Source organism: Bacillus sp. FSL W7-1085 (assembly GCF_038595035.1).
Lineage (GTDB): Bacteria > Bacillota > Bacilli > Bacillales > Bacillaceae > Bacillus > Bacillus altitudinis.
In genome coordinates this window covers 3514568-3540948 of sequence record NZ_CP152000.1, presented here as the reverse complement: position 1 = coordinate 3540948, position 26381 = coordinate 3514568, and the positions used below count along the sequence as shown (strand labels likewise).

At 42.5% G+C, this 26381-nt stretch carries 25 protein-coding genes; 19 read left to right on the top strand and 6 right to left on the bottom strand.

Annotated features, from left to right (window positions below):
• Nucleotides 1-9 precede the first annotated feature (9 nt).
• Nucleotides 10-855 carry an AraC family transcriptional regulator gene (locus MKY11_RS18395; protein WP_008345501.1) on the bottom strand — a complete coding sequence of 282 codons (846 nt, stop codon included), beginning with the start codon at nucleotides 853-855 and terminating at the stop codon, nucleotides 10-12.
• A gap of 175 nt (nucleotides 856-1030) precedes the next feature.
• Between MKY11_RS18395 and MKY11_RS18390 the strand changes: the two genes are divergently transcribed.
• The 8 genes from MKY11_RS18390 to qoxD all read left to right on the top strand — a co-directional run bounded on the left by MKY11_RS18390 (nucleotide 1031) and on the right by qoxD (nucleotide 10304).
• Nucleotides 1031-2215 carry a galactokinase gene (locus tag MKY11_RS18390; RefSeq protein WP_268372595.1) on the top strand — a complete coding sequence of 395 codons (1185 nt, stop codon included), beginning with the start codon at nucleotides 1031-1033 and terminating at the stop codon, nucleotides 2213-2215.
• Nucleotides 2215-3207, top strand: a complete 993-nt coding sequence (galE, locus tag MKY11_RS18385; protein WP_135009550.1) for a UDP-glucose 4-epimerase GalE — start codon at nucleotides 2215-2217, stop codon at nucleotides 3205-3207. The genes MKY11_RS18390 and galE overlap by 1 nt, the downstream gene beginning before the upstream one ends.
• Before the next feature lie 31 nt (nucleotides 3208-3238).
• The gene (gene galT / locus MKY11_RS18380; RefSeq protein ID WP_135009551.1) at nucleotides 3239-4759 is read left to right on the top strand and encodes a UDP-glucose--hexose-1-phosphate uridylyltransferase; all 1521 of its coding nucleotides are present in this window, start codon (nucleotides 3239-3241) and stop codon (nucleotides 4757-4759) included.
• 7 nt (nucleotides 4760-4766) lie between these two features.
• Complete coding sequence (locus tag MKY11_RS18375; RefSeq protein WP_342499261.1) at nucleotides 4767-5849, top strand: aminopeptidase P family protein; 1083 nt, start codon at nucleotides 4767-4769, stop codon at nucleotides 5847-5849.
• A 513-nt stretch (nucleotides 5850-6362) separates the two neighbouring features.
• Nucleotides 6363-7319 carry a cytochrome aa3 quinol oxidase subunit II gene (gene qoxA / locus MKY11_RS18370; RefSeq protein WP_089374137.1) on the top strand — a complete coding sequence of 319 codons (957 nt, stop codon included), beginning with the start codon at nucleotides 6363-6365 and terminating at the stop codon, nucleotides 7317-7319.
• A gap of 27 nt (nucleotides 7320-7346) precedes the next feature.
• Nucleotides 7347-9305 carry a cytochrome aa3 quinol oxidase subunit I gene (gene qoxB / locus MKY11_RS18365; protein ID WP_007497822.1) on the top strand — a complete coding sequence of 653 codons (1959 nt, stop codon included), beginning with the start codon at nucleotides 7347-7349 and terminating at the stop codon, nucleotides 9303-9305.
• Nucleotides 9305-9922: a cytochrome aa3 quinol oxidase subunit III gene (gene qoxC, locus MKY11_RS18360; RefSeq protein ID WP_007497820.1), complete on the top strand. Its 618-nt coding sequence runs from the start codon at nucleotides 9305-9307 to the stop codon at nucleotides 9920-9922. Before qoxB ends, qoxC begins: the two co-directional genes overlap by 1 nt.
• Nucleotide 9923: 1 nt before the next feature.
• Entirely contained in the window at nucleotides 9924-10304 is a 381-nt protein-coding gene (gene qoxD, locus MKY11_RS18355; protein WP_007497818.1) for a cytochrome aa3 quinol oxidase subunit IV, read from the top strand.
• Between the two features lie 77 nt (nucleotides 10305-10381).
• Here the strand turns inward: qoxD and MKY11_RS18350 are convergent, their stop codons facing one another.
• The gene (locus MKY11_RS18350) at nucleotides 10382-10645 is read right to left on the bottom strand and encodes a spore morphogenesis/germination protein YwcE (protein WP_008345491.1); all 264 of its coding nucleotides are present in this window, start codon (nucleotides 10643-10645) and stop codon (nucleotides 10382-10384) included.
• 475 nt (nucleotides 10646-11120) lie between these two features.
• Here MKY11_RS18350 and MKY11_RS18345 point away from each other — a divergent pair, with 475 nt between their 5' ends.
• The 3 genes from MKY11_RS18345 to MKY11_RS18335 all read left to right on the top strand — a co-directional run bounded on the left by MKY11_RS18345 (nucleotide 11121) and on the right by MKY11_RS18335 (nucleotide 14251).
• A complete protein-coding gene (locus MKY11_RS18345; protein ID WP_008345489.1) occupies nucleotides 11121-12332 on the top strand; it encodes an FtsW/RodA/SpoVE family cell cycle protein in 1212 nt (403 codons plus the stop codon).
• Between the two features lie 110 nt (nucleotides 12333-12442).
• Nucleotides 12443-13192 carry an oxygen-insensitive NADPH nitroreductase gene (nfsA, locus tag MKY11_RS18340; protein ID WP_047945824.1) on the top strand — a complete coding sequence of 250 codons (750 nt, stop codon included), beginning with the start codon at nucleotides 12443-12445 and terminating at the stop codon, nucleotides 13190-13192.
• Nucleotides 13193-13246: 54 nt separating this feature from the next.
• The gene (locus MKY11_RS18335; protein ID WP_342502118.1) at nucleotides 13247-14251 is read left to right on the top strand and encodes an LLM class flavin-dependent oxidoreductase; all 1005 of its coding nucleotides are present in this window, start codon (nucleotides 13247-13249) and stop codon (nucleotides 14249-14251) included.
• Between the two features lie 11 nt (nucleotides 14252-14262).
• Here MKY11_RS18335 and MKY11_RS18330 read toward each other — a convergent pair whose 3' ends face one another.
• Nucleotides 14263-14490: a hypothetical protein gene (locus tag MKY11_RS18330; RefSeq protein WP_024719490.1), complete on the bottom strand. Its 228-nt coding sequence runs from the start codon at nucleotides 14488-14490 to the stop codon at nucleotides 14263-14265.
• Between the two features lie 81 nt (nucleotides 14491-14571).
• Nucleotides 14572-16995 carry a S8 family serine peptidase gene (locus MKY11_RS18325; protein WP_024719489.1) on the bottom strand — a complete coding sequence of 808 codons (2424 nt, stop codon included), beginning with the start codon at nucleotides 16993-16995 and terminating at the stop codon, nucleotides 14572-14574.
• Between the two features lie 501 nt (nucleotides 16996-17496).
• On the opposite strand from MKY11_RS18325, the gene MKY11_RS18320 reads away from it, so the two are divergent.
• The 6 genes from MKY11_RS18320 (at nucleotide 17497) to MKY11_RS18295 (ending at nucleotide 23456) form a co-directional block, all read left to right on the top strand.
• Complete coding sequence (locus tag MKY11_RS18320) at nucleotides 17497-17775, top strand: hypothetical protein (RefSeq protein ID WP_024719488.1); 279 nt, start codon at nucleotides 17497-17499, stop codon at nucleotides 17773-17775.
• Between the two features lie 51 nt (nucleotides 17776-17826).
• Nucleotides 17827-18660, top strand: a complete 834-nt coding sequence (locus MKY11_RS18315) for a PRD domain-containing protein (protein ID WP_342501667.1) — start codon at nucleotides 17827-17829, stop codon at nucleotides 18658-18660.
• 255 nt (nucleotides 18661-18915) lie between these two features.
• The gene (locus MKY11_RS18310) at nucleotides 18916-20304 is read left to right on the top strand and encodes a sucrose-specific PTS transporter subunit IIBC (RefSeq protein ID WP_144679057.1); all 1389 of its coding nucleotides are present in this window, start codon (nucleotides 18916-18918) and stop codon (nucleotides 20302-20304) included.
• 19 nt (nucleotides 20305-20323) lie between these two features.
• Entirely contained in the window at nucleotides 20324-21781 is a 1458-nt protein-coding gene (locus MKY11_RS18305) for a sucrose-6-phosphate hydrolase (protein WP_274660483.1), read from the top strand.
• A gap of 188 nt (nucleotides 21782-21969) precedes the next feature.
• Nucleotides 21970-22224: a hypothetical protein gene (locus MKY11_RS18300; RefSeq protein ID WP_008359596.1), complete on the top strand. Its 255-nt coding sequence runs from the start codon at nucleotides 21970-21972 to the stop codon at nucleotides 22222-22224.
• Nucleotides 22225-22379: 155 nt separating this feature from the next.
• A complete protein-coding gene (locus MKY11_RS18295) occupies nucleotides 22380-23456 on the top strand; it encodes a chitobiase/beta-hexosaminidase C-terminal domain-containing protein (protein WP_073413070.1) in 1077 nt (358 codons plus the stop codon).
• A gap of 44 nt (nucleotides 23457-23500) precedes the next feature.
• Here MKY11_RS18295 and MKY11_RS18290 read toward each other — a convergent pair whose 3' ends face one another.
• Entirely contained in the window at nucleotides 23501-24310 is an 810-nt protein-coding gene (locus tag MKY11_RS18290; protein ID WP_268363143.1) for a bifunctional hydroxymethylpyrimidine kinase/phosphomethylpyrimidine kinase, read from the bottom strand.
• Between the two features lie 126 nt (nucleotides 24311-24436).
• Complete coding sequence (locus tag MKY11_RS18285) at nucleotides 24437-24742, bottom strand: general stress protein (protein ID WP_008343646.1); 306 nt, start codon at nucleotides 24740-24742, stop codon at nucleotides 24437-24439.
• A 127-nt stretch (nucleotides 24743-24869) separates the two neighbouring features.
• Here MKY11_RS18285 and MKY11_RS18280 point away from each other — a divergent pair, with 127 nt between their 5' ends.
• Both MKY11_RS18280 and MKY11_RS18275 read left to right on the top strand, forming a co-directional pair.
• Complete coding sequence (locus tag MKY11_RS18280; protein ID WP_024719483.1) at nucleotides 24870-25697, top strand: glycosyltransferase family 2 protein; 828 nt, start codon at nucleotides 24870-24872, stop codon at nucleotides 25695-25697.
• Nucleotides 25694-26380 (top strand): uracil-DNA glycosylase, encoded by a 687-nt coding sequence (locus tag MKY11_RS18275; RefSeq protein WP_342501666.1) that lies wholly within the window; start codon nucleotides 25694-25696, stop codon nucleotides 26378-26380. The genes MKY11_RS18280 and MKY11_RS18275 overlap by 4 nt, the downstream gene beginning before the upstream one ends.
• Nucleotide 26381 lies beyond the last annotated feature (1 nt).

Genomic DNA, 26381 nt, shown 5'->3' with positions numbered 1-26381 from the left:
TGCTTTTTATTATGCATCGCTTGTTTCCCGGAGTTGCTTTGGAGACATGCCGATTTTCTTTCGAAAGACTTTATTCAAGTAATTCGCATTTCGGTAGCCGCACTGTGTGGCGATTTCTTCAATCGAGTATTTCGTTGTTTTCAGTAACGTTTCCGCCTTTTCTAAACGAATATTGGTTAAATAATGAATCGGTGTGAAGCCAGTTGCCTTTTTGAATTCCCTCGTAAAATGACTTTTGGATAAACGTGCCGCAGCTGCCATATCGTCAGGCCCAATCTCCTCGTGAAAATGGTGGCTTGCAAATAAGGCCGCTTGGACGATGGGCTCAGGCCATTTCTCCATTTGTCCCTCAAGCTTTGGCAAATATGAATACAGTTCCATGACAAATTGATAAGCAAGGCTAGACCCCTCAAATGGATTGGTAATCCGTCTTTCACTGGCTTCATCATAAATCTTCTTTAGCAGGCGGATCGGTTTGGAATTCGGATGAAAACGCATGACCTGCTTTCCTTGATCGATAAATTGATCAAAGCAAAGGTCACAGGCTTCCCCATAAAGTGTTAAATAGAGAAATTCCCAATGTTCACTGTCTTCTGGAAAATAGTATTGATAAGCACTGGGACTTTTCACCAGAAAGGCCTGTCCAGGCAATACTTTGAATCGTTTCTGTCCGATTTCAATCATGCCGTGTCCAGACAGTGTGAGCTGAAAGATGCACTTGCCCTGATCCTTCCGCTCTACGCCATTCCAGCTGTATAACGAAGATGATTGAACTTCCCAGCCAACAGACCAGATTTGGGCCGGCAATGTCACATCAGAATGGTGAAAACGAAATGCAAATGCTTCTTTCTTCAAATTGGAAACCCTCCTTCACAGCAAAAAACAACCTTTTTCTATTTTGAATCATGGTACACCTCATATCACATCGTACCATTCACAGCAAAAAAAGGGTATTTTTTAACGATTTTTTTACCATTGAACTTCAGCTGACGGGGCAACTAAAATAAGATTATCAGAAGAGAAAAGGGGAATGGATATGATCGACACATTACGAGCAGCATTTCACCAGCAATTTGGAGATCAGGAAGAACTCCGCTATTTTTTCGCCCCAGGCAGAGTCAATCTGATTGGTGAACACACAGATTATAATGGGGGCCATGTCTTTCCATGTGCACTCACCCTTGGTACATATGCTGCGGGAGCAAGACGGTCAGATGGACGCGTCAGAATGTATTCCTTGAATTTTGAAGAAGAAGGTGTGAAAGAGTTCGACCTTTTTGAAATCGCTTTCTCAGAATCGGACGGCTGGGCGAACTATCCGAAGGGAGTATTCCAACAGTTTATCGAAGCAGGCATGGATGTGAAAGAAGGCTTTGATATTGTGTATGCCGGCAATATCCCAAATGGCGCAGGCCTGTCATCTTCTGCCTCTATTGAGCTCGTCACGGCTGTCTTGATCAATGAATGGTCGTCATTCGGTGTAACGCAAATCGACCTAGCCCTTCTTGCGCAGCGTGCTGAAAATGAGTTTATTGGCGTGAACTGCGGCATTATGGATCAATTTTCAATTAGTCTTGGAAAAGAAGGTCACGCTATTTTGCTCAATTGTGACACGCTTTCCTTTGAATACAGCCCATTTCGGCAAGAGGGTCTGGCACTTGTCATTGCCAATACAAATAAAAAACGAACACTTGCAGATTCCAAATACAATGAACGCCGTTCAGAATGTCAATCTGCTTTAAACGATCTTAGAAAAGAACGAGATATTGCGCATTTATGTGAGCTCACGGTCGATGAATTCGCTAAGCATGAACATTTGATACAAGATGAAACGTGTAGAAGACGTGCAAGACATGCCATTACGGAAAACGAAAGGACCATGAAAGCAGTAAATTTTCTGAAAGATGATAAAATGGAAGAACTAGGTGCACTCATGAAGGCATCTCACCTTTCTTTAAAGAATGATTATGAAGTCACTGGGCTTGAGCTAGATGCACTTGCCGAAGCCGCATGGCAACATCCAGGGGCGATTGGTTCTCGTATGACAGGTGCTGGCTTTGGGGGCTGTACCGTCAGCATTGTGAAAGAAGAGCTGCTGGACTCATTTATAGAAGAAACAGGTGCGATTTATCAAGAAAAAACAGGCATTCAAGCCTCTTTTTACACAGCTGGAATTGGAGGCGGCGCTAGAGAATTAACGAAGGAGGAATTTTGATGGCAATTTTAGTATGTGGGGGAGCAGGTTTTATTGGCAGTCATGCGGTAGCGGCTCTTTTGGCTAAAGGAGAACAAGTGGTGATTGTGGATAATTTGCAGACAGGTCATAAAGAGGCAGTCGTAAAGGGTGCCGTATTAGAAGAGGGAGATTTAAGGGATCACGCTTTTTTAAGACGTGTTTTTCAAACACATGACATTGAAGCGGTCATGCACTTTGCGGCAGATTCACTTGTTGGAGAAAGTGTAACAGACCCGCTGAAGTACTATGACAACAACGTCGGAGGGGCAACGGCTTTACTTCAGGTGATGAATGAATTTGATGTGAAACGCATTGTATTCTCTTCAACTGCTGCGACATATGGTGAACCAAAGCGTGTACCGATCGTTGAAACGGATGAGACGAACCCAACGAATCCTTATGGGGAAACAAAGCTCGCGATTGAAAAAATGCTGAAGTGGTCTGAGCAGGCATATGGTATCGAATACGTTGTGCTTCGCTATTTTAATGTAGCCGGTGCTCATACAGAAGGGATTGTCGGTGAAGATCATCAGCCAGAAACGCATTTAATCCCGATTATTCTGCAAGTGGCCTTAGGAAAACGTGATCAAATCATGATTTACGGTGATGATTATGAAACAGAGGATGGCACATGTATTAGAGACTACATTCATGTCATGGATTTAGTAGAGGCGCACATTCTAGCGGTTGAGCGTCTGCGTGAAGGAAAAGGAAGCGCGACGTACAACTTAGGGAACGGCACAGGCTTCTCTGTGAAGCAGGTCGTAGAAGCCGCAAGAGCAGTGACGGGCCATGCCATTCCAGCACAGGTGGCAGAAAGACGTGCGGGTGATCCAGCTAAGCTGATTGCTTCATCAGAAAAAGCGCTGAAAGAACTAGGATGGAAGCCGCAATATGCAGATCTCCACACCATCATTCAAAGTGCATGGGATTGGTTTCAGAAACATCCAGATGGCTATCAAAGTGAGTAACGTGTAGCAGGCAAGGGAGGAGACAAAGGGAATGGCGATTGATATTTTTGAAAAGCTAGAACAGCTGATTCAATACGGGATCAATAAAGAGCTAATATCACCACTAGATATGGATTATACAAGGAACCGGCTGCTAGAGGTGCTTGGTCTCGATGATGCTGAGCCAAGAACAGTCTCAGGAGACAGCGACCTTGAAGACATCTTAATGCCGATGCTCGATTGGGCAGTTGAAACAGGTCTTATTCCTGACGGGACAGATACGTATCGTGATTTATTAGATGCCAAAATCATGGGCTGCTTGGTGGCGCCTCCGAGTGTCATCTATGCAAAGTTTGAAGAGAAACGCAAGCATTGCGGACCAAAGGCAGCGACAAGCTGGTTTTATGAAATGCAGCAGCATGCCCACTATATTCATACAGGCAGAATCGCCAAAAATGTGCAGTGGTTTACACCGACAGAAGATGGTGAGCTTGAGATCACGATTAATCTATCGAAACCGGAAAAGGACCCAAAAGCGATCGCTGAAGCCAAAAAGCTGAGTCAAAAGCAATATCCTCTTTGTCTCCTTTGTAAAGAAAACGTTGGGTTTGGGGGACGCATCAATCACCCAGCAAGACAGAATCACCGGATTATTCCGGTGACACTTACAAATGAGTCGTGGTTTATGCAATTCTCGCCGTATGTGTATTACAACGAACATTGTATTGTGTTCAAGGGCGAGCATGAACCAATGCAGATATCTAAAAAGACCTTCGAGCGTCTGCTTTCCTTCATATCTACATATCCGCACTATTTCATAGGATCAAATGCTGATCTTCCCATTGTTGGAGGCAGCATATTAAGTCATGACCACTTTCAAGGTGGTGCTCATGAATTTCCGATGGCGAAAGCAAAGATGGAAGAAGTGTTTTCTCTCGAAAAGTTTCCGAGGGTGAAGGCGGGTATTGTGAAATGGCCGATGTCAGTGATCAGGCTTCAAAGCAGCGACCAGCAGACGCTTGCGGAGGCAGCGGATTTTATATTACATGAGTGGAAAATGTATTCAGATCCAGAAGCGGGGCTGTTCTCTCATACAGGAGATACCCCGCACAATACCATTACACCAATTGCACGTCGTCATGGGGATGAGTACGAATTAGATCTCGTGCTACGAAATAATCGTACAGACAAGCAGCACCCCGACGGAATCTTCCACCCGCACAAAGAAGTTCATCATATTAAAAAAGAGAATATCGGATTAATTGAGGTCATGGGTCTCGCCGTCCTTCCTGGAAGATTAGCAGAGGAATTAAGCCAGCTAAAAGCGGCGCTGCTATCCAAACACCCTCTTGAAGAAATCAAAGCCTGCCCGTCTATCATGAAGCACGAGTCATGGGCAGAGCGTCTGATCGAAGAGAATACCTTTACGAAGGACAACGTAGAAGCCATTTTACAAAAAGAAATCGGCCTCATTTTTTCTCGTATACTCGCGCAGGCGGGTGTGTTTAAAAGAACAGAGCAAGGGAAAACAGCATTTAAACGTTTCATTCAAACACTCCATACAGGCAGGTGATGAGTTGATGATTGAACAGGTAAGAACTTTAATGGAAGAAAAACAACTCGACGGTGTTCTGATTCAAAAGCGGAATAACTTTTCTTGGCTTACAGGAGGAAGAAGAAACCACATTGTGTTAAATACGCCAGAGGGCGTTTGTCAGCTACTTGTGTTGAAAGACGATATTGTCCTAGTTGTGAATCAAATGGAAGAAAAACGAATCATTGAAGAAGAAATGGCGTATTTTGACCATCCCTTTCAAGTCGTCACAATGGATTGGTTTGAGGATGAGACTCCTTACATTCAAACACTCATAAAAGACAAACGAATCGGTGCGGACATTCAAATGGAAGGAGTGGAATGGATCGAACCTGATTTGTCTCGTGTTCGATCGATCCTTTCAGCGCCACAGCTCAGCCAATATGAAACCCTTTGTCATGACACAGCTGTTATTGTAGAAAGTGTCTGTCAAGAAATCGTTCCAGGACAGACGGAGCATGAAATTGCTTCGCTTGTTGCTCAAAGAGCGATCGGGCAGGGAATGACGATAGAAGTGCTGCTTGTGGCGACAGATGACCGGATTCATCAATATCGCCACCCGATCCCAACAGAAAAAGCACTTCAAAAGCATGCACTGGTTGTCCTTTGTGCTGAACGGCATGGACTCGTGGCAAATGTCACAAGATCCGTTTACTTTGGACAGCTACCAAAGGAGCTTGAAGAAAACAAGGAAAGGCTTGCGCGAATTGACACGGTCATGAATGCGGCTACTCGTCCAGGGAACACCATTGGAGATGTATTGAAGGCCGGCATTGCTCAATATGAAAAAGAAGGATTTCCTGATAGCTGGAAAAAGCTTCACCAAGGTGGCAAGACTGGATTTGTGTCTAGAGAGATCATTGCAGTTCCTACATCGGTGGAAGAGATCCAGCTTCATCAAGTATTCACTTGGAATCCTTCCTTACCAGGATTGAAATCAGAAGATACGATGGTCGTCGAGAAAGAAAGAAATCGCTTTTTAACCTATACAGGCAAGTGGACGTATATAGACATAGAACATGAAGGAAGCATCTATAGGCGACCAGACATTTTGGTGAGAGACGAATAATGAGAAGCCGGCGATGAGCCGGTTTTTTGCTGGAAGTCTTTAGTGAGTTTCCACTCATTTATCACCATTACCAATCATTACAGCGCATAGGCGGAGGATCGATACTTTCTTTTCTTGTCGACTTGCGTTAAAATGAGTAAGGTTTTTGTTAAATATGGGGATACCTATTTCAGAATTGTTTACCTAGATAAAATTTCATAAAGTTAAATTGAAATTTGACCAAACTTTTTTATTGTGGTAAACCTAAATTTGACAAAGTTCTTGATTGTATGTCCTTTGCCTTCAACTCTCAACTTTTCAAAATCCTAGAAATTTATTGTGTGTGCAATAATATAAATTTATGGCGAATTTATGACATTTCAATAGAAATCTGTTGAAAAATAAATGAACTTTTGAAAAAAGGGGAGCTAACTCCAACAGATTTTGATAGCATTACAAAGGGAAGAAAAGTTTTCGAAGGCAGATGGCTTTTCACAATTATTCAGCAATTTATACATTATTTAAGGAAGGATGGTGATCTTCTTGTTCAGAGCCATTAAACCTATGCTTTTATTAGCGATGCTCGTGAGTGTTTTTGTATTAGGAGGTTGCAGCAATATCGCTGTTTTAGATCCTAAAGGACCAGTCGCAGCACAACAAAAAGACTTAATCCTATTATCTATTGGATTCATGCTCTTTATCGTTGGTGCGGTATTTGTACTGTTTACCATCATTTTGGTTAAATACCGTGAGCGTAAGGACGTTGGAAACGCCTCTTATAACCCAGAACTACACGGGAATACGCTTCTAGAAGTTGTCTGGACAGTGATCCCAATATTAATCGTTGCTGCCCTTTCAGTTCCAACTGTAAAAACCATTTACTCTTTGGAAGAGGCGCCTCAAGCAACAAGTCATAAAGATCCACTTGTCGTTTATGCTACAGCAGTTGATTGGAAATGGATCTTCAGCTATCCAGAGGAAAATATTGAAACAGTGAACTACTTAAACATTCCAAAAGATCAGCCGGTTTTATTCAAAATCACTTCCGCTGATACAATGGCATCACTATGGATTCCTCAGCTAGGCGGGGAGAAGTATGCGATGGCTGGAATGGAAATGGAACAATATCTTCAAGCTGATGAAGTAGGCACATATGAAGGAAGAAACGCCAACTTCACAGGCGAAGGCTTTGCTCAGCAAAAATTCAAAGTCAATGCGATGACGCAGTCTGACTATGATAAATGGGTAAATAAAACGAAAAAAGAAGCACCAAAGTTAACGAAGAAAACGTATGACTACTTGATGCTTCCTGATGCTGCAGATGTGCAGACATTCTCATCAACACATTTATCTTTTGCGAAGCACGGAGAGGATTCTGAATATGCACTCCAAGCACGCAAACGTTTAGGTTACCAATCAGTTTCTCCGCATTCCAAGACAGATCCTTTCGAGAATGTGAAGAACTATAAAAGAAAACTAGAAAACGAATAAACTGACTAAGGAAAGGAGGAGGCCGTTATGCATTTAAAATGGGATGAGTTTTTTGTAACTGGAGACCCATTAATTCTTGGTGCGCAAATTTCTATCGCTCTTACTTCCATTGCTATTGTGTTTGTTTTAACCTACTTCAAAAAGTGGAAATGGCTCTGGAAAGAATGGCTGACATCAGTTGATCATAAAAAGCTTGGAATCATGTATATCCTTGCTGCTGTGATTATGTTCTTCCGCGGTGGGGTAGACGGACTGATGATGCGCGCGCAGCTGGCGCTTCCTAATAATACGTTTTTAGATTCAAACCACTATAATGAAATTTTCACAACGCATGGTACGATCATGATTTTATTCATGGCGATGCCATTCTTAATTGGTTTAATCAACGTCGTGGTTCCTCTTCAAATTGGTGCACGTGACGTTGCATTCCCGTATTTGAACAACCTGAGCTTCTGGACATTTATGGTCGGAGCAATGCTGTTCAACATTTCCTTCGTTATTGGAGGATCACCAAGTGCAGGCTGGACGAGTTACATGCCGCTCGCCGGAAATGATTTCTCACCAGGACCTGGACAGAACTACTACTTGCTCGGGCTCCAAATTGCAGGTATTGGTACACTAATGACAGGTATTAACTTCATGGTGACCATCTTAAAAATGCGTACAAAAGGTATGACGCTTATGCGTATGCCGATGTTTACATGGACAACATTGATCACGTCTGTCATTATCGTTTTCGCATTCCCTGTTTTAACAGTTGCTTTAGCACTTATGACATTCGATCGTTTATTCGGTTCAGCATTCTTTACACTCGAAGCGGGCGGTATGCCAATGCTTTGGGCGAACCTTTTCTGGATTTGGGGACATCCTGAGGTATATATCGTTATCCTGCCAGCTTTCGGTATTTTCTCAGAAATCTTTGCGACGTTCTCAAGAAAGCAGTTGTTTGGTTACAAAGCGATGGTTGTATCGATTGTGGCAATCTCTGTTCTTAGTTTCCTTGTGTGGGTTCACCACTTCTTTACAATGGGGAACAGTGCAGCGGTTAACTCATTCTTCTCGATCACAACAATGGCGATTTCTGTACCAACAGGTGTGAAAATCTTTAACTGGCTCTTTACAATGTATCGAGGCCGTATCAGTTTTACATCCCCAATGCTTTGGGCACTTGGTTTCATCCCGAACTTCGTAATCGGTGGTGTGACTGGGGTTATGCTTGCGATGGCAGCTGCGGATTACCAGTACCATAATACGTACTTCCTTGTATCCCACTTCCACTATGTATTAATCGCAGGTACTGTCTTTGCATGTTTTGCTGGTCTTGTTTTCTGGTATCCGAAAATGTTTGGTTACAAGTTAAACGAGCGAATCGGCAAATGGTTCTTCTGGGTATTCATGATCGGATTTAACATCTGTTTCTTCCCGCAGTACTTCTTAGGACTGCAAGGAATGCCAAGACGTATTTATACGTATGGACCAGAAGATGGCTGGACTGCACTAAACTTTATTTCAACAATTGGTGCATTCATGATGGGTATCGGATTCATCATCCTTTGCTATAACATTTACTACAGCTGGAGACACGCGAAACGTGAAGTGTCTGGAGACAGCTGGGGAGAAGGACGTACACTTGACTGGGCGACATCTTCTGCAATTCCGCCGCATTATAACTTTGCAGCACTTCCAGAAGTGACGACACCAGATGCATTCCATCATTGGAAGCAAAACAATGTTGACGTTCATCCTGAAAAAGAATTCAAGAAAATTCACATGCCGCACAATTCAGGCAGACCGCTAATCATGTCTGCATTCTTCGGACTTGGTGCATTCGGTCTTGTATTTGAATGGTACTGGATTGGCGTTATCGGCTTAATCGGTGTATTCGCAACAATGATTTTACGTTCATTTGAATATGACGATGGCTACTATATTCCTGTTGAAGAAGTGATTGAAACAGAGAAAAAGAATAAGGAGGCGCAGAAGTAATGGGACATAATGATAGCAGCTATGCAAATGCACCGCTTGAATATCAGTCTGAAACAGGACGTTTAAACATCCTTGGTTTCTGGATATTCCTTGGCGCGGAAATCGTGTTATTCTCAACACTTTTTGCGACCTACTTTGTTCTTCATGGCAGAACAGCTGGCGGCGTTTTGCCAGCTGAGCTATTTGATATGAAGCTTGTATTGATCATGACATTCCTGCTATTGGTGAGTTCATTTACATGCGGGATTGCCGTTCATGAAATGCGCCGTGGAAGTACAAAAGGGGTTGTCATTTGGACGATTCTGACACTGCTTCTAGGTGCAGGCTTCGTTGGTTTTGAGATTTTCGAATTCTTCCATTATGTACATGAGGGTGCGAGCATCCATACAAGTGCATACTGGTCTGCATTCTTTGTTCTTTTAGGAACTCACGGATTACACGTATCCATTGGTATCTTCTGGATTACGGGCGTCTTGTTCCAAATTAAAAAACGTGGATTAACACCACAAACAGCAGCGAAGATCTTTATCTCAAGTCTATACTGGCATTTCCTTGATGTTGTATGGATTTTCATCTTCACAGCTGTGTACTTGATCGGATTAGGGGGGCTTTTGTGATATGGCTGGAAAAACACATTCCTCAGCAGAGCACGAACACTTCCCTTGGAAACACGTAGTCGGCTTCATTCTCTCCATTGTGCTAACCATCTTAGCATTCTGGATTGCTATCGGAGCTGAAATTGGCAGTTCCGCAAAACTATGGATTATCTTTGGTTTTGCCTTCATTCAAGCATTCTTGCAGCTGTTCATGTTTATGCACATGACAGAGAGTGAGAACGGGACTGTTCAAGTCGGAAATACTTTGTTTGGTCTGTTCTGTGCGATCATTTTCGTCATCGGGTCTGTTTGGATCTTCGCGGCTCACTACAGCCACGGAGAGAACAGCAAAGACGGTTATTCACCATCTGCGCCAAAGCAGTCTGAGCATTCAGAGAAATAATAAAAAACCACTCATCTTTCATAGGTGAGTGGTTTTTATGCTGATTGTGATAACGCTTCCAATTGATGATGCAATATCTATCTGCTGCTGAATCTTTTGCGAATGAATGGAAGTCCATAGATGAGGAATGCTGCAATGTGAGCCAGAATCACGTTAATGGCAAAGAATGCGATCATGAAGGTATGTCCTGCTGGAGATAAACTGCTTGTCATGTAAAGACCGAAGAAAATCCACATAATCATGATGGGTGGAATAGATGCTAATGCAATCTTTCTGTTTTCCAACCATAAAAACAGGGGTGTAGCTGTTGCAATACATAGGTACGCAAAGAACATATCCATCGTATCCAACTCCTTTGTAAGTTGATGTTCAATTCAAATGAGAGGTCAGGATGCAATTGTGTCTGTTTTTAGGAGATATTGTGAACATTTTGTTACAAATATTATACCACAATTGACTTTGAAGTAAACTCAATAATTGGAAAATGGGCCTTATTCCGCAGAAATTGTTTTTTTCTTATACCTCAGTTAAGCTTATGCTGGCAAGATGTTAACCTTTCATATCGCCACATAAGTCATTGAATTTTCCCCTTAAAATCTGTAAAATAATCTTTTTAAAGGACTTATGATCGGTTGTCATGATAGAGTAGAAAGGGATTTTTTCCTATTATTAGGATGAAAAGTATTTCATTTTTTGAAATTAGAATGGAACCTTTCAGGTGTCACTTCCGTCATATTTAAGGTGAGTTGCTTTTGTGAAAATTTCAATCTAATATAAATAAGGGCTTTTATGTTTTGTAATAAGGGTGGTTAGTTCATGAACAAGCAGAATACATCTCCTTACTATCAAGGAGATTTGATTTTTATATTTTTAGCCTTCTTTGCCATCAGTGTCATCGCTATTTATGCTGCGGGACAGTTTGGGCAATATGGATCTAATGCATGGACCAGACAGATCATTTACTACATGGTCGGGGTCATCTGTATTGTGGCTATTAATTACTTCGATCTGGAACAATTAGAAAAGTTAAGTCTATATATTTTTATAGGCGGCATTATGCTCTTAATTCTTTTGAAAATTGCCCCTGCACAAATTGCAGGTCATGATTTTGCTCCAATTAAAAATGGTGCAAAAAGTTGGTTCGTGTTACCGGGAATTGGAACATTTCAGCCTTCAGAGTTCATGAAAATTGGTTTGATTATGATGCTCGCCTCTGTCATTGGGAAGGCAACCCCAAGAGGAAAACGAACATTAGAAGATGATATTTTCCTACTATTAAAAATTGCCGGCGTGGCTGCTGTACCAGTCGGACTCATCTTTTTGCAAGATGCAGGTACGGCTGCGGTATGTATGTTTATTGTCGTTGTCATGGTCTTTTTATCAGGGGTCAACTGGAAATTGATCTCTCTCATCGGTTCAGTGGTTGTGCTTTTAGTTGCCGCTGTGTTAGCCGTGATTATTCTATTCCCTGATTTCGCACAAAAGATCGGGATTCAGCAGTATCAGATCAACCGGATTACCGCTTGGCTGCCTGATAGTTCTTCGACAGCTAACCAAGCCCAGACACAGGATGCATCTGGATCGGATAAATATCAAGTCGAGCAAGCCATTATGGCAATTGGGGCAGGACAAATTTTCGGGAACGGTGTTAAGAACTTAAAAGTGTATGTTCCAGAAGCTCAGACAGATATGATTTTCTCTATCATAGGGGAAGCTTTTGGTTTTGTCGGCTGCGCATTTGTGGTCATCATGTTCTTCTTCCTGATTTATCGGCTTGTTGTACTGATCGACCGTATCCATCCTTATAGCCGGTTTGCGTCATTTTTCTGTGTAGGATATACAGCATTGATTGTCATCCATACATTCCAGAACATTGGTATGAACATAGGCGTCATGCCTGTAACGGGGATACCGCTCTTATTCATCAGCTTCGGGGGAAGTTCTGTTTTATCTGTTCTTATTGGATTTGGTATCGCCTATAATGCAAGTGTTCAATTAACGAAATATCAAAGTTATTTATTTAAATAAAACGGGTAAAGGGCAGTCTAAGCGTAGGCTGCCTTTTTGGCGTGAGTTCTAACTTTTGAAAAGTAATATTCATTTGACTTATGATAGTAGGAGTGAAGGAGGTCTTCGAATTGAATAAAACGATAGAAACCATTTTAAATCATCGGTCCATCCGTTCGTTTACAGATGAGCGTCTGACAGAGGAAGAAGTGCTGACACTTATCAAAAGTGCACAGGCTGCTTCGACATCAAGCTATGTACAGGCGTATAGTATCATTGGTGTAACAGATCAGGAGAAGAAGGCGAAGCTTGCTGAACTGGCTGGAAATCAGCCATACGTTGAGAAGAATGGGCATTTTTTTGTTTTCTGTGCAGACTTGAAACGCCACGACTATATCGCAAAAAAAGCAGGAAAGAACCATCAAGAGGCGCTTGAAAATACAGAAGCCTTTCTTATCAGTGTGATTGATGCGGCGCTCGCTGCGCAAAATGTCAGTGTCGCCGCAGAATCTATGGGACTTGGCATCTGCTATATCGGCGGACTGCGTAATCAGCTGAAGGAAGTATCCGAACTACTTGAAACACCTTCCTATGTGCTGCCGCTATTCGGATTGGCTGTAGGACATCCTGCCAATCCATCATCTCAAAAGGAACGGCTGCCCGTTGAGCTGATCTATCATGAAAACACATATCAGCAAGACGAAGCTCATGTGGATCGTTATTTAAAAGAATACGATGATCGTATTTCATCATATTATGAAGAACGAACAAACGGTGAGAGAAAAGATACATGGTCTGAGCAAATGCTTCGAGGCTTTAGCCAGCCAAAACGTGCTTTCCTCGGAGATTTTGTGAAAGAGAAGGGCTTTAATCGAAAATAAATCAGGAAATCCCCCTTTCGAGTGAGAGAGGGGGATTTGTGTAAGAGGTGCGACATCATGAAATTAAGTATACTGGATCAATCTCCTTTGATTGGAGATGCGACGCCTGCTGAGGCACTGAAGCAAACCGTCGAGCTGGCGAAGCAGGCAGAGAAATGGGGCTATCATCGTTTTTGGGTATCAGAGCATCACTTTTCAAACCGGCTCGCAGGATCGAGTCCAGAGGTGCTTCTCGGTCATTTATCAGCTGTGACGTCACATATCCGTATTGGTTCAGGCGGCGTCATGCTGCCCCACTACAGTGCCTATAAAGTAGCAGAGAACTTCAGAGTGCTCGAAGCCTTGGCTCCGGGCAGAATTGATCTTGGCATTGGACGTGCTCCTGGAGGTATGCCGATCTCCTCCATTGCCCTTCATCATGGAGAACGGAAGCGACTTGGTGATCAATACCCTGAGCAGGTAGAAGAATTAAGGGTGTATTTACATGATTTAGCCGATGAATTTTATCCGCTGCCTCACCTGACTGCTTCTCCGAAGGTAGAAACTGCCCCAGAGGTATGGATGTTAGGTTCTTCTGGAGGAAGTGCACGGCTTGCCGCAAAAGCTGGTGCAGGCTATACGTTTGCTCTTTTCATTAATGGAGAAGGCGGAGAAGACTCTGTGTCGCAGTATATCAGCCGATTTGAACCTTCGGGATTTGGTGATGAGCCGCGTGTCAGTCTTGCGGTCTTCGTTTTATGTGCAGAAACAGAGGAACAGGCAGAAAAATTGGCTGTTAGCTTAGATTTATCATTATTAGCTAGCGAACAAGGACAGAACCTTGGCGGCTTTCCTTCATTTGAACAGGCAAAGGCCTATTCCTACAGTCCATATGAACAAAAACGAGTAGCAGCCAATCGGCAGAGGATGGTTGTTGGCACGCCGTCCTCTGTGAAGCAACAGCTGACAGCACTCGCAAAGGCGTATCGTACAGATGAAGTGATCGCTGTGACCATCACACATCACATACAAGACCGTCTCACATCGTATCGTTTATTAAAAGAAGCTTTTGATGCATAACGTATGTCATTTTACCATTTGCGCAGCCAATAAAAGGGATAGAGGAGCATCATGGTGAGAATAAAGGCAGCTGTCACCGCCAAGCTAAGAGGATAAATACAGGTGGTATAGACAGTCAGTTCACATGCTTGATGAAAAGGACGAGGCTGTTTTGCATGTAAAAAGGTAAAAAAATAAACCAAGGTGATCGTGAGAAAAAAAGCCGTCATAAAAGAAACGATCCATAGCCATATCAACATGAATTTCTCTTTCCTCCATACATGATAGAAAAGCCTTGTTGAGCTGATGGGCTCATACAAGGCTTTTTATGTGATTCTTGTTTATTCAGGATAAATATCGAATGGTTCTTTCGTTTGAACCGTATCTGATTTACCTTTCAGGCTCGCATACGCAAGCATTGTATACTCACCTGCTTCTAACTTTTGTCCTTTATTGATCGTGCCATTCCATTTCACACGATGCTCTCCTTTATCAACATGTTGATAAACTCCTGCTTCACCTAAATACTCTCCATCTGTCGAGTAGACGAGGAATGCAAGATTTTCAGCACCGCCTGGGAGATAGCTGCTAATAACATAGCTTCCAGCACGGTTATCCGGCTCTACGGAAACCGAAGTGACGCGCGGGTAATCAGGCTCTTTTACAATCAATAAAGTAGGGATTTCAGTGACCTTTCTGCCATTTTCGCGAATGGTGATACTGCCTTGGTACGTTCCTTTTTTCGTTTTTCCATAATTCACTTGTACTGCGGAAGTAAAGGACCCTGTGGAATTCCCTTTCACTGTGATTTTTTTCGTGCCGTTTGTGCTAATGCCGTTGCCATCGAACTTATAATCAATGGTATAGGTTTTCGGTGCTTTTGACAGGTTTTCTACTTTGAACTTCTTCGTTTTGATTTGAACGCCCTTTTCTTTTAAGAAAGTGCCGTACGAATAGCTTGCATCAGACACAATAGAAGACGCTTGAAGTGATTCGATGATTCGAACGCTGCCTGTGCCCTGCGTATTGTGAGGGAACGGGTTACCATTTGGGTCATACAATGTTTCTGCTGTATTCATCATTAACGCTTTAATTTGTTCTGTAGAATAGGATGGTTTTGCTTGTTTAATAATCGCTGCTACTCCGGCTACATGAGGAGATGCCATGCTTGTTCCTTGCTTCGATCCATAGCCGTATGGCTGAGAAGGATCGTGTGTCGGAATGGTGCTGACAATACTCACGCCAGGTGCTGAAAGATCTGGTTTGATCATCCACGTATCGACAACAGGTCCGCGAGATGAGAAGTCAGCGACTTGTTCACTTAACTCTTTCACAAATTGAATCGAGAAAGTCGTTGTATTGTTACCAGCCTCAATGGCTTTAACAAGTGCTGTTCCTTCCGCTTTTGACAGCTTAATCGTCGGAAGGGCTAGACCTGGTACATCCACAGGGATTTCTCCATCGGTATTGTTGTACATGACAACGCCGATCGCACCAGCAGCTTTCGCATTGTCCACTTTATCAACAAAGGCAATGGCTCCACGTTCAATCACTGCCACCTTTCCTTTGACATCGATGTTTTCAAAAGCTTTTTCGTCACCGATGCCTGCTTGGACGAGTGTGACTTGTTTTTGGTCAAGTGCTTTTAAATCATTTTCTTGATAGTAGCCCATCACTTTTGCTGTTGAATAGTTCGGGAATTTCACGTTGTATAAACTGTACGGAAGCTGAGTGGCTCCGACAGAAATAGCATCTCTTGATGTCCCAGGAGATCCAACGGTCCAGCTGTTTGGCCCGCTGTTTCCATTTGATGTCACAGCGACAACTCCTTCAGACATGGCCCAATCCAGTGCGATGCTTGTTGCATAATCAGGGTTATTCACACTGTTTCCAAGAGAAAGGTTCATGACATCGGCTCCGTCAGTGACAGCCCGGTCGATGCCTGCAAGGACATTTTCAGTTGTTCCTGATCCGCCTGGTCCAAGGACACGGTAGGCGAGAAGGGTAGCATCTTTTGCGACACCTTTAATTTGTCCATTTGCCGCAATTGTTCCTGCGACATGTGTACCATGATCTGTCGATTCGCCTCTAGGATCTCCTTTTGGTGTTTCTTGTGGAGAATAGTCATTATCAACAAAGTCATAGCCTTTGTATAATCCGAAGTTTCCTTTTAAATCAGGGTGGGTATAATCTACTCCAGTATCAATGACAGCGACTTTTACTCCTTTTCCAGAGTAGCCGGCATCCCAAGCTTTTGGGGCACCGATAAATGGAGCACTTTTATCCATGAGTGGAGAGACATCCTCATGAGGAAGCTGGACGCTTTTCTTTTTCACTTCATCTGTTTGATATGTAACATCCGGATAAACGGCTTTTACTCCGTCAACTGCGAGCAGTTTCGGGATTTCGTTTGCAGGAAGTTTCATAGAGAAACCAGAGAAGACTTTTTCATATTCTTGACGAACACTCGCTTTATCTAACTTTTTGAGTGCTGCATTCTTTACTTTAGTTCGAGATTTTTTGAGGGAGGCTTTTGTTTGTGCTTCGCCTTCTTGCTTGGCTTCAACTAAGGATTTTTCCTTTAATTCAACAATGACAGTGGTGTGTTTTCTAGACTTAACATTGATTTCGCCGAAGATTTCTGCTTTTTCCAGTTCCACCTGTTTGTTCGATGGAGCGGCAGCAGCCTGACCTGAAAAGAATGTGGATAAGGTAAAAATAGTGGAGAACAATAGAACAGAAGAACGAGAGATTACTTTTTTCAATTAATTTTCCCCTTTCTAGCTGTGTATTTAGGGAGATAGCCTTTCTTTTTATGGATAAATAGGAAAGATTCACTGCCCGTTATTAAGTATTCCATACGATGAAACCAATTCCTTTACTGAAATGGTCTTATTTTACATAGTCATAAAGAACTATTTTGTTTATAAAGTCACACTTATGCACAATAATCTGTTGATAACTCAATTATTCAGATATATATATGGAAAATAAAAAAATCTCATACACAAAATCTAGTAAGAGGGTGTTGATATGTGGATAAACCCTGTTGATAAGATGTGCTTATCTTTGGGATAGTGTGTGTATAAAATTTTCATAGAAACATTGTGGAACATGATCATCTTCTGCACTTTTCAACAAAACTTCTGAAAACTAGTTCGTTTTTTCACCCAGATTGTGACAAACCTCTCTTTTTTCTCGGGATATGATAGGAACAGTTAATTTGCTAGAACTGCTAGATTCTAAGGAAAGCGGAGGGATGTTCAGTGAAGAAATGGAAGAACTGGTTGAGTGTATGGTTTGGTTTTGTGATGAATGTGCTTGTGAATCCTGGTGAGCTGCTGAAGAAGCAGGGGGTGAAAGTGGCAGCAGTGGATGGAGGATTCTTTCTTGCGGTGAATGAGAGAAAGCTAGAGAAACTGGCAGATGAAAAGAAGAAGAAGCGCAGGACAGAAAAGCCGTTTCAAGAAAGTCTGATGATGCTTTATGAAAAGACAACGAGAGAGGCGCGTGCCGGTCCGTTCTTATCTTTACAGAAAAGTTGAAACAGGGTAAAATCCCACATAAGACACGTTATCTGTGGGAGAGGATACCCCTTGAAGATATATAAAATATTGAATAACAATGCAGTGGTTGTAAAGGAGGGTGATCAGGAGAAAATTGTGATGGGGCCCGGAATTGCTTTTCAGAAGGGGAAAAATGACGTCGTTCCCGTTCAAAAAATAGAGAAGATTTTTGTTGTGCGTGAAGAAAATGAGAAGTTTAAACAAATTCTTGCGACATTGCCAGAAGCGCATATTGAGGTGGCAGAGCATATTATTAGTTATGCAGAGGGTGAACTCATGATGCCGCTCAGTGATCATATTCACATTTCACTGACAGATCATTTATCCTTTGCCATTGAACGCGTTCAAAAAGGCATTGTGCTATATAATAAATTGCTTGGTGAGATCAAAGTCTTATATAAGCAGGAATATGATATTGGAAAGTATGCCATTCGTTATGTAAAGGAGCGGCTTGGGGTTGACCTGCCGGACGATGAGGCAGGGTATGTGGCGCTTCATATTCATACGGCCAAAATGAATACGGAGTCCATGAAGAAGACGGTCAAATACACAACGATGATCAAAGAAATGATCGAGCATATCCAAAGCGTTTTTGAGCGCTCGATTGATGAGGATAGTATTTCATATCAGCGGCTTGTGACACATTTGAGGTATGCATTAGGCAGGTTGGAATCGAATGAAGCATTTCAAATCATGGACGATGACATGCTGACTTTTATCCAAACAAAGTATGATTCGGCTTACCGGTGTGCACTTGGACTGGCTGATTTGCTGAAAAAAGAATATGAACTTCATCTCCCTAAATCGGAGATCGGCTACATCACGCTGCATGTCCAGCGTCTGCAGGATGCCGAATTGGTGTAAAGGTTGTGCCTGTCCGCAGGCTTTTTTTTATGCACACTACTCTAATTAGTGTATATGGGTCATTTGATTCGAAAAAATAGGTTGACGCAGGTCACGCTCTTATACTATGATGAAAGCGTAATCAAAAACCAATATCGTGGGATTGTGACTGTCAGGCAGGCAAGACCTAAAATTTGCGTAACGAGGGGACGTGTATGTCCTTTAATCGTTAGTGAATTTTAGGTCTTTTTTGTTTTAAAAAAAGGGGGAGACAACATGGATTATCAAAAAACAGCCAAAGAATTAACAACATTATTAGGCGGCAAAGAAAATGTCATTAGCGCAACACATTGTGCCACACGACTCCGATTGGTGATGAAAGATGAGGCGTTGATTGACAAAGATGCCATTGAAGAACTTGAGGGTGTGAAGGGTGCCTTCTCAAGCTCGGGTCAATTCCAGATCATATTTGGAACAGGTTCTGTCAACAAAGTATATGAGCCTTTTGCTCGTGAGACAGGTCTTGAGGCAGACGACGAGAATCAAAAACCTGCCAGCCATGATGAAGCCGTGAAGCAAAAAATGAATCCACTTGCACGTTTTGCCAAGACGCTATCGAATATTTTTGTACCAATCATTCCAGCGATTGTAGCAAGCGGTTTATTAATGGGCCTATTAGGTATGATGAAAGCCTTCAAATGGGCTGATCCAAGCTCTGCCATCTTCCAAATGCTAGATATGTTCTCAAGTGCAGCCTTTATCATTTTACCGATTTTAATTGGGGTTAGTGCAGCCAAAGAGTTTGGTGGAAATCCATATTTAGGAGCTGTCATTGGGGGCATTATGATTCACCCGAGCTTGCTGAATCCATGGGGACTGACAGACGCAAAACCAGAATATATGCATCTATTCAACTTTGATATTGCGCTTCTTGGTTACCAAGGAACGGTCATTCCCGTGTTATTAACTGTGTATATCATGTGCGTGATTGAAAAGAATTTAAGAAAAGTTGTGCCGAACAGTATTGATTTACTTGTGACGCCGTTTGTGACGGTGATTGTGACTGGATTTGTGACGTTTATTGCTGTAGGACCTCTAGGGAGAATGCTTGGTACAGGAATCTCAAATGCACTCACTTATGTTTATGACCATGCAGGATTCTTAGCTGGACTTATTTTTGGAGGCGCTTATTCTTTAATTGTACTGACAGGTGTTCATCACAGCTTCCATGCGATTGAGGCAGGACTTCTAAATGATATTGGACGGAATTATTTGCTGCCGATCTGGGCCATGTCTAACGTCGCTCAAGGCGGAGCAGGGCTAGCGGTCTTTTTCTTAGCAAAGCGTGCAAAAACGAAAGAAATTGCATTACCAGCAGCATTTTCTGCTTTCTTAGGTATTACTGAGCCGGTCATATTCGGTGTGAATCTTCGTTATCGTAAGCCATTTATTGCTGCAATGATCGGAGGTGCATTAGGCGGGGCGTTTGTCGTCTTCACGAAGGTAGCCGCCAACGCTTATGGTTTAACAGGGATTCCGATGATTGCAATTGCAGCTCCATTTGGTTTACAAAATGTGGTAAATTATGTTATTGGTATGTTAATAGCTGTTGCTGTTTCATTTATTCTTACCATCATCTTTAAAATCAAAGAAGTCGAAAAATAATCAAGGAGTGGTCACAGTGATGACAACAACGGACGCAGCACTTCGTCAAAAGGTAACAGATCGTATTCGAAACTATGAGCATTTGGTGAAAAAAGATGTGTACCGTCAGAACTTCCATTTAATTCCGCCAGTCGGTCTTTTAAATGACCCGAATGGATTGATTCAGTGGAAGGGAGTCTACCATGTGTTTTATCAGTGGCAGCCATTTAAAACAGGTCATGGGGCAAAATTTTGGGGTCACTACACATCAACCGATCTAGTGAATTGGCAGCATGAAGAGGCTGCCCTCACGCCAAGTGATTGGTTTGATCAAAATGGCTGTTATTCTGGCAGTGCAGTCATTGACGATGGTCGTATGTACGTGATGTATACCGGAAATGTCCGTGACGAGCAAGGGAACCGTGAGACATATCAATGTTTAGCTGTGTCAGAGGATGGGGTTCATTTTGAGAAAAAAGGTGTCGTGGCGACTTTGCCAGCGGGATTCACTGCACATTTTCGTGACCCGAAGGTGTGGAAGCGGAATGGAAAGTGGTACATGGTCCTTGGAGCACAAAGTGAAGATCTCAAAGGACATCTTGTCTTATTTACATCTGATACATTAGACAATTGGACGTTTCAAGGCATTATTGCAGGCAGTGGAAAGAATGGATTAGATCATTTCGGATACATGTGGGAATGTCCAGATCTGTTTGAATTAGACGGTCAGGATGTATTGATCGTGTCACCACAGGGGCTGAAGCCTGATGGATTCAAATACAACAATACACATCAATCTGGTTATTTTGTTGGTACATTGGATGATCGTACCTACCAATATACGCATGGAGCGTTTGAGGAGCTGGATCGTGGCTTTGACTTTTATGCACAGCAGACTTTCCAAGATGAATCGGGCAGACGCATTTTAATGGGATGGATGGGTGTACCAGATCAAGGGGAAGAGCATCACCCAACTGTCTCTTATCAATGGATCCATTGTTTGACGATTCCGAGAGAGCTTCGTTTAGATGATGAAGGGCGTCTTATTCAACAGCCGGTAAGTGAACTTCGATCTATGCGGACAAATGAGCAGGAGCATGTTTTTCACGTTAAACGATCTGTTCACTCCATTCCTGTTGAAGATTTGACGAGCGCAGAGGTATTCATTGATCAAATTGAAACACAAAAAGGATTTGAATGCTGTATCCGTGCTGCTGCTCGTATCATTTATGATAAAGATGAAGGCAAACTAACGTTAGAGCGAGATCGATTTGAAGATCGAACAAAGGAAGTTCGTGAAGTAGAAATTGATGAATTACAGGATTTGCATATCTTTATTGATGCATCATCGATTGAGATTTTTGTCAACGGAGGCCGGGAAGTATTTACTGCACGTTACTTTCCTTCCCCGGGAAATAAATCAATCTCCATCAGTGGTAGAAATGAAACGAAGCTTAAATTGAAGACGTGGCATTTGCAAAAAGAAGCAGATCATTGATCTGCTTTTTTCTAGTGAGATCAGCCTGTATCTTAAAGCCTATATCATGTATATACAAGGTTGGCCTAAAGCGGTTTGATGACGTTTTACATATATGATAACAGGTTCAATTGTGGTATCATTTTAAAATATATACAGCTGAGGCTGACGTTTATCCAAATGCGGTAGGACAAAAAGGGGTTGTTTACTTGAATTCAAAACAGCAGCCGACGACTAGAAAACGCTTGGAGACAATGGCAGATCATGTTGAAGATAAACGTGAAGAATATAAAGAATTGCTGATTCAAGTCCAATCTATTCTCGGTGAACCTTCTCTAGAGCAGGAAGAATTAAAAGAGAAGCTGTCAGATACGTATAAACAAATGAAAGAATATGCCTTATTTGTTGAATCCATTGAAGCCTTTATTCGAAAAATGGCGAAAGAATCTGATCAGCAAAAGTAGGTAAAAAAGTATGGTGAAAGAGTGTACCTGGGTGCGGGTATGCTTTTTTTATTTTAGTCAGATCATTCAGAAAAATTAAATGAAAGCGTTGACATTTCTTTTGTCATGATACAAAATAAATAAAAATTCATCTGAGCATATACAGGAGGAACGATATGAACCATGCAACCAAGAAATGTCTGATCACCTTTATCATTGTGCTATTTTCTATGAGTTTTCTTCATCCTTCCGTTTCATCTGCCCGAACGCAACACACATCATTTTTTACACCTACTGCCTCCGTACCATCTGGTCAATATTATCGCTCACAAGAGGTGGCACTCCATTCTCAGGTGCCAAAAGCTTCTCTTTATTACACAACAGATGGCAGCCAGCCGACAACTCAAAGTCAGCGATATACAAAGCCTATTCAAATTGATACCGATACGACTTTAAAAGTAAGCGTTTACAAAAATAGACATCGCCTTGCTACGTCTACGTACAATTATCGTTTTGTCACACGAGAGGACATTGCCTCATCTTTTTTATCTTTTGAATATCAAGGAATGCCTTATCGGTTATACATTCCGAAAAATCATAAGAGGGGTAAAGCTTATCCTCTCGTCCTGTTCTTACATGGAGGAGGGGAGCGGGGGACTGATAATCAAAAGCAGTTACTTGCAAATGATGGTGCAGTTTTATGGGCTTCTCCTGAAGTTCAAAAGAAACATCCTGCATACGTACTAGCACCTCAGGCTCGAAATGCTGTGGATGGGGGTTTTGCTTTAACAAGAAACGCGCAAAATGAAATCGACCTGACAAATGTGTTTCAATTTTCACCAGATTTACACAAAGCGTATGAAGTGCTTCAGCATGTGTTAACTTCTTATAAGATTGATCAGAAAAGGATTTATGCGACTGGTTTATCTCAAGGCGGATTTGGCTCGTATCAGTTGAACATCACATATCCTCGTTTGTTTGCAGCGATGATTCCTATTGCGGGGGGTGCAGATCCAAGTAAGGCAGGAATTTTAGCGAACAAGCCAATATGGGCATTTCATGCAGAGGATGATTCCATTATTCCTATCAGTTATGCGAGAAATACAATTCAAGCTATTCAAAAAGCTGGTGGAAGACCGATTTATACCGAGTATGCAAGCAAGTATGGGTATGATCATGCATCATGGACGCCTGCTTATGAGACGCCAGGCTTAACAGATTGGTTATTCGCACAGAGACTCAGCTTACGATAAACAAAAAACCGATTCACCCAAGCGGCGGATCGGTTTTTATTGTTTTATTTGTCCAAACGATATGCGGAATGTTTCGTTGGTCCGATGTATTCGTTTAGTTGGAAAGAGCCTTTAATGGCAGCTGTGATGAATTCTTTTGCTGCATAAATGGCTTCTTTCACGTCTGAGCCGTTGGCTAGTTCAGCTGTGACTGCGGCTGAGAATGTGCAGCCTGCGCCGTGTGTGTATTCTGTGTCGATCTTATCTGTTTCAAGGCGTTCGAAGGTTTGTCCATCATAAAGCAAGTCAATCGCTTTATCTGGGCTTAGCTTGCCGCCGCCAGTGATGACCACATATTTTGCACCAAGTTCATGGATACGTTTTGCGGCTTCTTCCATTTGTTCCATCGTTTTGATCTCGCCAATGCCGCTTAATTGACCTGCTTCGAAAAGGTTAGGTGTGATAACTGTTGCCAGTGGTGTGAGCTTTTCGCGCAATGCTTCAGCGTGCTCTGGGTAAAGGACTTCGTTCGCACCTTTACATACCATAACAGGATCAATGACGACATTTTTCAGCTCATATGTTTTGATCGTTTCAGCTGCGAGTTCAATGACGTCAACTGTTGGCAGCATACCTGTTTTTAACGCATCTACACCGATGCCTTCCACGATCGTCGAGAGCTGCGCGCGGATTGTTGATGTATCGATTGGAAACACTTGATGATCCCAGTTGTTATGAGGATCCATTGCAACGACAACGGTTAAAGCTGTCATCCCGTAGACATTTTTTTCTTGAAACGTTTTTAAATCTGCTTGGATACCTGCACCGCCGCTTGAATCCGAACCTGCGATGGTGAGTGCTTTATTCATAGACATAGTTGCTGAACCTCCAATGTGATGTGTAACAGTTACTGTTCTATCCCTTATTATAATCAGCTTTTCCATTTATCACAATGAAACGGCATAAAAAAGCGTTCCACTCTTCATGGAACGCCTCATTCTTTATCTTTTACAAATCACCAATTTCCCTTTTTTCAGCTCCTCTAAAAGCGTTAAGGCTAATTCTTGATCGGCGCCGGTCGACATCATTTTGGCCATCAGTTCATCATCCCTGGTGCGAATGACATTGGCGATCTGATCTAAAATCCCTTGATCGACAGCTGTCATGCTCTTTGCTTCCGTATACTCAGTAACGGTATCAGAGCGTTCGGGGTCATACGCAAAAACAAACACATCGTCCTTTGCTGACTGTATCTGTTCGATCGTCTGTTTGGCTTCTTTACTATTCTCAACTGTGAAAAATTCCATCATCATCACTCCTTTTCATCAAAAATTCCCATTTTCTCGATCAATCAAACCGTCTTTTATATCATGAGAAGAAAGCCGATTTATGTTTTAATGAAAAAGACGAATCTATTAAAGGAGTTAGGCCGATATGAAGATTTCTTTATTAATTGTGACACATAACCGGCTGAGCGCATTGTGTGAACTGCTTGAATCCATCTCGAGACAAAGCGTACAGCCTTTTGAAATTGTGGTCGTAAATGATGCAGGAGAGCGAGTGGACGTGATTCAGGAACTCTATCCAGAGTTGCCAATCCGCTTGATTCATTTAGATGAGAATGTCCAGCATGTGAACGCAAGAAATGTTGGGGTGCGGGAGCTGACAGGTGACGTCATTATGCTGAGTGATGACGATGATTATTTTACACCTTGTCATATTGAACGTATGAGCAAGGCGCTAGAAGACGCTGATTTTGTCTTTTCGGATGCGGAAATTGTTTCGTTTGAAGAACGAGGTGCGACTCGTTTTCCAGTATCAAGACGTTTGTTTGCTTATACAGCGGACATTGAGGACATGCGTGTTTTTTCTACATATGTTCCTTCTGGTAGTATGTACAAACGCCGCATACACGATGAGATCGGCTATTTTGATCCAGCGATGCATCACTACTGGGACTGGGACTTTTTCCTGCGTGTTACGCAGCATGCACGAGCCAAACGAGTGCCGACTGCCAGTGTGATCTATGCGTTCTTTGATGGTGGGGGCAATCAGTCGAGTGATCTTGGTGAAACAAGGAAGAACTATTTAGATGATCTGAGTGAAAAGCATGGGTTGGGTGATTTGCCGACAGCGAACTTTGCTGTCCTATTAGAAGAACCAGCGATGAAAAAACGAGAATCAGAGAGTGAGATTGTATGGGATGGAAAACCGATGATCTCAAGATTGGCACAGCAAACAGAAGGAGGACAACCGCAATGAAGCCATTTTTAAATGATAGCTGGTGGGCTGTGATGAAAAGTGAATTTGAACAGTCATATTATCAGGAATTACGTGAGTGGGTAAAGGAAGAATATCGTACGCAGATCGTGTTTCCAAAGCCAGATGACATTTATCGTGCCCTCCATTTGACGTCGTATGAAGATGTGAAGGTCGTGATTTTGGGACAAGACCCTTATCATGGTCCAGGACAGGCACACGGATTAAGCTTTTCTGTTCAGCCTGGTGTCAAACATCCGCCATCTTTGAGAAATATTTTTCAGGAGCTAAAGGATGACCTGGGCTGTCCGGTACCTAACCATGGCTCGCTTGTCAGCTGGGCAGAGCAGGGTGTCTTGCTGTTAAACACCGTGCTCACTGTAAGAAAAGGAGAAGCGAACTCGCATAAAGGCAAAGGCTGGGAACGTGTGACAGACCGCGTCATCGACGTCCTGAATGACCGAGATCAGCCAGTCGTTTTTGTGCTTTGGGGCAGACTTGCGCAAAATAAAAAAGAACGAATTGATCAAAGCAAGCATTACATCATTGAGTCACCTCATCCAAGTCCTTTTTCTGCAAGAAACGGCTTTTTTGGCAGCCGTCCGTTCTCAAAAGTAAACGCCTATTTAAAGCAAATGGGGAACGATGAAATCAACTGGTGTATCAAGGACATCGAATCAAAATAGG